We start from the raw sequence: 8,299 nt of genomic DNA, 5'->3' as shown, positions 1-8,299 counted from the left end.
AAGGAGGACAAGGAGGACAAGGAGAATAATTCTTCTTTCCCCCCCTCTCCCCATCCCCCCCTCTCCCTATCCCCCCCTCTTCCCCTGTCTCCTATCGTTGCGGAAGTGAGTCGGTTACTGGCGCCGAAAATTGACCAAAAATTGCATGATTTACCAGAAATAGGAGTTAGAAAAGCGATCGCTTTAGGACAATCTCTTAATTTATATACTGTACGTGACTTGCTATATTACTTTCCCCGCGACCATATTGATTATGCGCGTCAGGTGAGCATCCGCGAGTTGCAGGGGGGGGAAACGGTGACGATAGTGGCAAAGGTAAAAAGTTGCAACTGCTATGTTAGCCCCCGCAACAAGAAATTAATGATTTTGAACATACAGTTGCAAGATAATACTGGCAAAATCAAAGTTAGCCGCTTTTTTGCGGGTACGCGCTTTACCAGTCGCGGTTGGCAGGAAACTTTAAAGCGTCGTTACGCAGAAGGTAGTATTATCGCAGCGTGTGGGTTGGTGAAAAGCGGTAAAGACGGCTTGACGCTAGATAATCCAGAATTAGAAGTTTTGGCACAACCGGGAGATCCGATTGAGTCTTTAAATATTGGTCGGATAGTGCCGATTTATACGCTAACTGAAGGTATAGCGGCGAATGTGGTCAGAAGCGCGGTAATTGCTACTTTGCCATCTGCGGCACATATGAAAGACCCTTTGCCGAGTGGTTTGCGACAGAAGTATAATTTGATGGAATTGAAAGATGCGATCGCTAACATTCATTTCCCAAAAGACAGCGATACTCTCAAAGTTGCTCGTCGTCGTCTCGTGTTCGATGAATTTTTCTATTTGCAACTAAGTTTACTGCAACGTCAGCATCAAGCTAGAGCGATTCAAACCAGTGCCATCCTCGCTCCCAAAGGTGAGTTAATCGAACAATTCCACAAAATATTGCCTTTTAAACTGACCGGCGCTCAAACCAGAGTTGTCAACGACATCCTCAACGACTTACAAAAACCCGCAGCGATGAATCGTCTTGTGCAGGGTGATGTCGGTTCTGGTAAAACTGTTGTCGCGGTAATTGCCATTATTGCCGCAATTCAATCAGGTTATCAAGCTGCACTGATGGCTCCCACCGAAGTTTTATCAGAACAGCATTATCGCAAGTTAGTTAGCTGGTTTAATTTGCTAAGTTTACCAGTAGAATTACTGACAGGTTCCACAAAAGTGGCAAAACGGCGACAAATTCACGCCCAACTAGCAACGGGTGAATTACCTTTGTTAGTGGGAACACATGCTTTGATTCAAGACCCAGTAATTTTCCATAGGCTCGGTTTGGTGGTAATAGATGAACAGCACCGCTTTGGGGTGCAACAGCGGGCGCGTTTGCAGCAAAAAGGCGAACAACCCCATGTGTTAACGATGACAGCTACGCCCATACCGAGAACCTTAGCGCTGACGATACACGGAGATTTGGACGTCAGTCAGATTGATGAATTGCCACCGGGAAGGCAGAAGATACAGACAACAATGCTGACGAGTAAGGAACGTACTCAAGCTTACGATTTAATTCGCCGGGAAATCGCTCAGGGAAGGCAAGTTTATGTAGTTTTGCCGCTGGTGGAAGAATCAGAGAAATTGGATTTGCGATCGGCTGTGGAGGAGCATCAAAAGCTACAAGAAAGCATTTTTCCAGAGTTTGCGGTGGGATTGTTGCACGGTCGGATGAGTTCGGCTGATAAAGACGAGGCAATTAGTAAATTTCGCGATCGCCAAACTCAAATTCTCGTTTCTACCACCGTCGTTGAAGTCGGTGTAGACATCCCAAATGCTACAGTCATGCTCATAGAAAATGCGGAACGCTTCGGTTTATCTCAGTTGCATCAATTGCGGGGACGTGTTGGTCGGGGTACAGCGCAATCCTACTGTTTGTTGATGAGCAATTCTCGAAGCCCCGATGCAGAAGCGCGGCTGAAAGTTTTGGAACAGTCCCAGGATGGCTTTTTCATCTCAGAAATGGATATGCGTTTTCGCGGTCCGGGTGAAGTGTTGGGAACTCGTCAATCGGGTGTGCCAGATTTTACTTTGGCGAGTTTAGTTGAGGATGAGGAAGTTTTATTGTTAGCGCGGCAAGCAGCTGAGAAAGTGATAGAGATAGATGCAACTTTAGAGCGTTGGTATTTGATGAAAGAAGAGTTGAAGTATCGCTACGAGCGGTTGATGGGTGGGACAATTTTGACGTGATTTCGCGTCATTTTGCTCCGAATCAAAATCTCAAATTTAAAAAAGCTGTACAAATTTGTCTTGATGTTAAATACTTCCCTAGTAATTAAGACGCCAAATCTGGCAAGCCATTTTAGCCATCTTCTTTTGCCTTTCTTCAATCTGTTTCGGTCCCCAAACTGAATCCTTCAAAATTTCTCTTGTAATATCCAACTTTGAATTAGAAAAAGCTTTGGCAGATTTCTCCTCAAATGAGGTATTGCCTACTTTACGATTAACTGATGAATCCAGCAATGTCATGTTACCCAGCCTATAGATGTACTGATTTGGATCGGTCTTCGAGAATTCTACCAGCCACTTATCACTTGGCTTTTGAGGCAGAATATGCTCTAAGTTCAATTCAGTTGCATTTGGATTTGCAATCAATTCTTTGCTGTCCATATAATGACTGTTAATCTCACTGAGAATGTAGCGTGCTAGCTTTGTATTGCTTGCTGTAAAGCTCTTCTCTACAAAAGCTCTCTCAAACTCAGTATCACTGGGATAAAATTCCTTTAACTGCTCGAAGATATGTTTAGCAGATTTTGGCTTATGTTCTCGAATATATCTAGCAGCGTTACTGTAGGCAGATTCAAGTTTATTAGGATTCGATGCACAGATAACGTTGTAGCGAAAAGATAAGATAACTATAATTCTTAAAGCTTTTGGAAACAACTCATCTGTTAAGCTTTCTTTTGCAGCAAGTAAAACGGAATAGCATTGACTTACTTTAAAAAGATTAAGCCGCTCAATATCTTTCTTCAAGTCTGAGTTATATGAATCCCAAACTGGACTTTGGGAATTTTCAAATGCAGCATAAATTTCTGCGGCTTCCCGCAATTGGCTAACAAAATCAAATATTTGGGAAGAATTTCGCAATTCTATTGCTATTTTACGGTATAAATCTTTTTCTGTTACAAGTCCATATTTTGACAACCAGTAGTGGCGGATAAATCTCGTCAAATCTAACTTATCTGATATTATTTGTTCCCATTTTCTTTGAACTTCTTTTAATCTGTCAGATGCTCTTGAAAACAAATAGTTTTTTAGGAGGTCTGCAACAGATAAATCTAAACCTCTATCATTCAAAGTCTCAAAAATTAGGTAAGAATTAGCTTCATCTGCAACTGATATTAAAATTGATACTAATTTATCTCGGATGCATTCTTCCAGTTCGATTAAAACTACAATGTCTCCTACTTTCTTTCCTAGTTCTTTTATACGTTCTTGAATTTTTTGGTACAAAAATAAATATGCGTCAACTATTAGTTTGTTTGATTTGTCTATACTTCTCTTTTTAGATACAGATAGCTCACGTAAGAAAGTAATTGTTTGGGATTCAACAATATATTCTTGATAAAACTGATTATTTCTTTCATTAAGCACTAGCTTGGATTCGGTTTTCCGAGTTCGCAGATTCAATGAACCTAAATACTTGTTTGAAATAGTTTGAGCTAACTGATCATCTCCTTTTTCTTTAGCTATATTCCTAAGTACACACATCAATATTGACATCGTTGTTACACGCTGTTGCCCATCTATCAACATTAACTCAGGTTTTTTTGAGTTATTTACAACAACTGCCCCAATAAAGTGTTCGCTACGTCCTTCGTCCAGCGTCTCAGTGATATCATTCCAAAGCTGATCAATTTGTGCTTCTGTCCATGAATAATCTCTTTGGAAACTAGGCACTGAGTATGAATTATTGCCTGTGAGTAATTCACCGAAGCTCATTAAGCGGCTATCAATACTGGACGTTGGCATTTGAAAATCCTGAACGTTTATGAAGTACATATCGCATCTAAGTACTAGCATAACAATCCAGCTTCAGATATATACCTCCTGCTAGATAGAATACAAGCAACTTATGCAGTTTTAAAGTTAAGACAGTTTCAGATATCTCCTTAACTTACAGCAAAATCCGTATACTTCCTTCTTGCGGGTGCTTGAAATGCCAACACAATATCCTTTTTCGGAACCCCCAACTCTAACAAATCCCCAGCAATTCCCCGTTCTGTTCCATCATGCTGAATCCAAATTTTTCCATTTTTAATATTGAGATGCAGCATCATCCCGTGGATGCGCTTGTTTCCATTCCACCCAAATGTCATTAATTGATAGTGCTTGTGTTCCCTATCAAAAACTAACTGTACTTCCACATCTCCATAAGATGGCTTAAATTGACTATACTCTTTCAATAAATGTTCAATATAATTTTGATACTGCTATAACTTATCCATTGAACTATTCCCCCCTGCTCGGTATCGTAGACAATGAGTTTAAATTGATAGTTAGCAATAGCCAGATGAGTAAATTCTAACTTAAAAAAAGTTTCATAAATATCAATAGTAACCGCGAGATATAGAACCCTATCCGGTTCTTCCTGTTGCAAAATTAAGCGATAATTCATCACCTGACCAGTGGATTTAGGCGATCGCACCTTGAGATGAGGGGAAAAGCGATCTCAAAACATAAACGTATTGCAACAGAAGTATCTAACGCAATTTCACCACTCATTTAAATCAACCTGACGACAATCAGTTTGAATTGCTTTGTGTAAATCAACTGCCTCATCATCACTCAAAATACCCGCAAATTTTGCTAGAGGATGATGACTACGCGTTGTCTGAACCCGATGCAAAAAATCTAACATTACTTTGACTAACTCATCTGGAACCTCTGCAAGTTCTTGGATAAGCTGCTCCCGGCTAGTCATACATTTGCCCTCTAAAGCCAAGTTTATCGTCAATATTATAACGAATCAGTCTCAAAATGAATTACAGATATATGCGATCGCGCATTGAGATGTGGCGATCGCATATATCTAAATCTGGTTTCTAGCTATCTGGAGTTAACCTGAGTTATTTGGGCAAATTTTTGACTACTAAGTTGATGCAGGTCACTACTTACAGCAATTTTCAGCTATTTAGACCACACTCTTGTTTCTTCATTTCTTCCTTTGCGGCTCTGCGACTTTGCGTGAGATAAAAATAATGTGGTTCATATAAGCGAAAATCGCTGTAACTTACAGCAAAATCCGTATACTTCCTTCTAGCGGGTGCTTGAAATGCCAACACAATATCATCCTTCGGAACCCCCAACTCTAATAAATCCCCAGCAATTCCTCACAACTTCTCAAATCCCGTAAGAGCGGGGATAGGGCTTTAAAAGTGTCTTAGCTTGATAGACATAAACGACGTTGATAACCACCCCACCTCGTCGAATCGGTATCTTTTCGATCGCACTCAGGCTGCTAAAGTAACTTCGATAGCTAGCCATTAAGTCTTTTCTGAGATTAAAGGGGGCAGTAGTGATGTACAGCGCATCTTTTCCTAACCATTGCTCTGGTTTTGACCAAAAAGCAAATCCACGCAGATCCTTGCCAATATCAAAGCAAGTAATCGGTGTGTCAGCTAGAGGTTTAAGGGACATTGCAATCGGTCCACCTAGATAGTAGCGATTAGTAAATATAAAGCTAGAGTTGTGTAGCGCTGCACTTAAGATCGGAGATTCAGCAAAACCGCGTCGCAATTGCCTAATATCAATTAGTTCTGTAGAGGGGTCATCTTTGGGAGACAAGAATCCTCCCATGAAAGCGTATTGACTAGGCTTTTGCATGATTCCTGTTGTTATTTGCAGCAGGACAATAAGTAACATGCAGCTAACCGCAATTCCCGAACCTAAAAGCCATCGTCGCACAGAACGTCTGGATTTCTCTTGCCAGATAACTGCCTGTTGCCCTAATAGTAAAGTTGTCCCCCAAAATCCTGGCATCGTCCAAGCCGGCAAAATTTGCCGATATCCTCCGATGAAAGTAAACCCGAAAATTATGGGTAGGGACACCCATAAAATCAATAGCACCGAAGCGTCTAAATCTTTTTTATAAATTAATAATTTCTCAGAAAAAAGTTGACTTATACGATCTGTTGCCGATCGCAAACTCACCCACCAAAGCGGAAATCCTATAGTAGGAAATAAATAGGCTATCCCAAGAAACAAGACAGATATTACACTCAGCAGATTGTAGCCGCTTTTAGGCACTGCTCGCTCTGACTGGAAACGAAAAGACACCCAATCATGCTGAATATTCCAAAAGACAATTGGGGAGATGGTGATGATAAATAAGCATAACCCTAAGCATGCCCAAGGCGATCGCACTACACAGCGATGACGTGGACTCGTTAAACAAAAACCAATTAACCCCACTCCCAAAACAAAACCGTGATATTTGCTATCGCAGGCTAATCCTACCAAAATACCAAGAATCGCCAAACGGTAACTAGGGACATATAAATTAGATGAGCAGGATTCTTGATTCTCAGGTTGCCGAAAAAACTCATTAACCGCACAATATAAACTGGCAGACCAAAAAAACATCAGTGGACTGTCAGGTAGACTGAGGATGCCAAAAGTAACTTGAAAAATTGGACAAATAGTAGCGATCGCCAAAGTCAACTTCGCAGCCGATTCTGAGAATAGTCTCTTGCTAGTCAGATACAATAGCACCAAACTACCTGTGTAGCAAATTATAGCTCCCATACGAATTGTGAATTGGGATACAACTCCAGTCAACCAAGGACCAAAACCAGTTGTCAGCGCAACCAAAACCGGATGATCGAAATAGCTCCAATCTAGATGCAGACTGTAAAGATAGTAGTAAGCTTCATCAAAAGTAGGGTAAACCGAAAAAGCCAGGAAGGATCGAAACAGCAGTCCCCCAACCAGTAAAAAAAGCACTAACTGATTAGTTTTTTCAGCCAGCCATTTCTGAGCTATTTGCATTTATTTAAATTTTATCCTTCTTATTAAGATGCATTTTAACGTTGAATAGGACTTACGCAGAATGATGGAAAAACGAACCGCCTTCGCGTTAGCGTCTCCCCTTCTCCCAAAGGGAGAGGCTAACGCCAAGGGAGAAGGACGCCAAGGGCGCCAAGAAAAGAGGGTTTGCGAGAGTTTTTGCGCTCATTCCTGGTTGAAGTCATATAAATCAAAATAGGACTTACGCACTCAGTTGCGAGAAAATAAGACTTTCAGATTGCTTCCTGATGTCGCAATCACGGAAATACCAAGTTCCGTGCCTAAGTCCTGTCAAAAGTTGAAAATCTACATCAAGCAATAAATTTTATGACCGAATTTGAACGCTATCTATTTGACTTACAAGGCTTTCTAGTGATTGAGAACGTACTCAATCGTGACGAAATAGCCCTTGTTCAGTCACTGCTAGATCAACAAATTGCACTCCAATATGAGCAAGCAAAATTTCTACGCTTTGATAGTTTACTATCTTGGGGTAAGCCTTTGAGAAATTTGCTCGATCATCCGCGAATCACTCCCTACCTATCTAATTTGTTAGGAGAGAAATTTCGCCTAGATCATGACTACCTTCACATCATCCGTCAAGGTATCGGTCCGATTGGCTCTCATTTACATGGGGGTGGAACTCCCTACGATCCTTGCCAATATTACCAATTTAAAGATAACAGAATGTACAACGGCTTAACTGCCGTTGCTTACGAACTAAATGACGTACATCCCGGAACCGGTGGTATGGGATGCGTTCCTGGTAGCCATAAAAGTAATCTACCCTTCCCACAAGAATGGCTTGATTTGAAAATTCCCCATCCCTGCGTACAAGCAGTTACAGTCAAAGCAGGAAGCGCCATAATATTTACCGAAGCATTAACTCACGGTACACTTCCTTGGAAAGGAACACACGAGCGTCGGACACTTTTTTACAAATATTCACCCCATCCATCAGCTTGGGCAAAATATTTATATAACCCAGACCATTACCCAGACCTCACCCCATCACAACGGCAAATACTCAATCCACCTGGAGTCTATCCTTAACACAACTCACCCAAAAACTCCCTTCCTCCTCTTCCTCCTTGGCGTCCTTGGCGTCTTAGCGGTTCGTTATATTGATCCTAAAAGCACACGCTCCATCAAATTATCGCACCCCCGTATCCAAACTAAGCAAAGATGCCATTGAAACACCTGTGCCATAAAGTAGTACATTGAAAAATGCATCTAAAGTAGCATTATTCTT

7 protein-coding genes and 1 pseudogene are annotated in these 8,299 nt (G+C 41.2%); 2 read left to right on the top strand and 6 right to left on the bottom strand.

Features of this window, described 5'->3' with window-relative positions:
* A partial coding sequence (gene recG, locus OGM63_RS04050) for an ATP-dependent DNA helicase RecG (RefSeq protein WP_263744216.1) occupies positions 1-2,229 on the top strand: 2,229 nt, incomplete at its 5' end.
* A 78-nt stretch (positions 2,230-2,307) separates the two neighbouring features.
* On the opposite strand, the gene OGM63_RS04045 is transcribed toward recG, so the two are convergent.
* From OGM63_RS04045 to OGM63_RS04025, 6 genes and pseudogenes are all read right to left on the bottom strand, one after another.
* Positions 2,308-4,011, bottom strand: a complete 1,704-nt coding sequence (locus tag OGM63_RS04045; RefSeq protein WP_263744215.1) for a DUF262 domain-containing protein — start codon at positions 4,009-4,011, stop codon at positions 2,308-2,310.
* A 140-nt stretch (positions 4,012-4,151) separates the two neighbouring features.
* A pseudogene (locus OGM63_RS04040) lies at positions 4,152-4,460 on the bottom strand (XisI protein); the annotation flags it as partial.
* Entirely contained in the window at positions 4,442-4,660 is a 219-nt protein-coding gene (locus OGM63_RS29720; RefSeq protein ID WP_375340451.1) for an element excision factor XisH family protein, read from the bottom strand. The gene OGM63_RS29720 and the pseudogene OGM63_RS04040, both read right to left, overlap by 19 nt.
* Before the next feature lie 93 nt (positions 4,661-4,753).
* On the bottom strand, positions 4,754-4,963 hold the full coding sequence (locus OGM63_RS04035; protein WP_263744214.1) for a hypothetical protein: 210 nt from the start codon (positions 4,961-4,963) through the stop codon (positions 4,754-4,756).
* A 202-nt stretch (positions 4,964-5,165) separates the two neighbouring features.
* Complete coding sequence (locus tag OGM63_RS29715) at positions 5,166-5,369, bottom strand: element excision factor XisI family protein (protein ID WP_375340450.1); 204 nt, start codon at positions 5,367-5,369, stop codon at positions 5,166-5,168.
* A 13-nt stretch (positions 5,370-5,382) separates the two neighbouring features.
* Positions 5,383-7,029, bottom strand: coding sequence for an ArnT family glycosyltransferase (locus tag OGM63_RS04025; RefSeq protein ID WP_263744213.1), 1,647 nt, complete (start codon positions 7,027-7,029; stop codon positions 5,383-5,385).
* A gap of 345 nt (positions 7,030-7,374) precedes the next feature.
* Between OGM63_RS04025 and OGM63_RS04020 the strand changes: the two genes are divergently transcribed.
* Positions 7,375-8,100 (top strand): phytanoyl-CoA dioxygenase family protein, encoded by a 726-nt coding sequence (locus OGM63_RS04020; protein ID WP_263744212.1) that lies wholly within the window; start codon positions 7,375-7,377, stop codon positions 8,098-8,100.
* Positions 8,101-8,299 lie beyond the last annotated feature (199 nt).

This window comes from Plectonema radiosum NIES-515 (assembly GCF_025753815.1).
Classification (GTDB): domain Bacteria; phylum Cyanobacteriota; class Cyanobacteriia; order Cyanobacteriales; family Nostocaceae; genus Hassallia; species Hassallia radiosum_A.
Note: the sequence above shows the minus strand (reverse complement) of the source record. Positions and strands in the feature narration are given on the sequence as shown.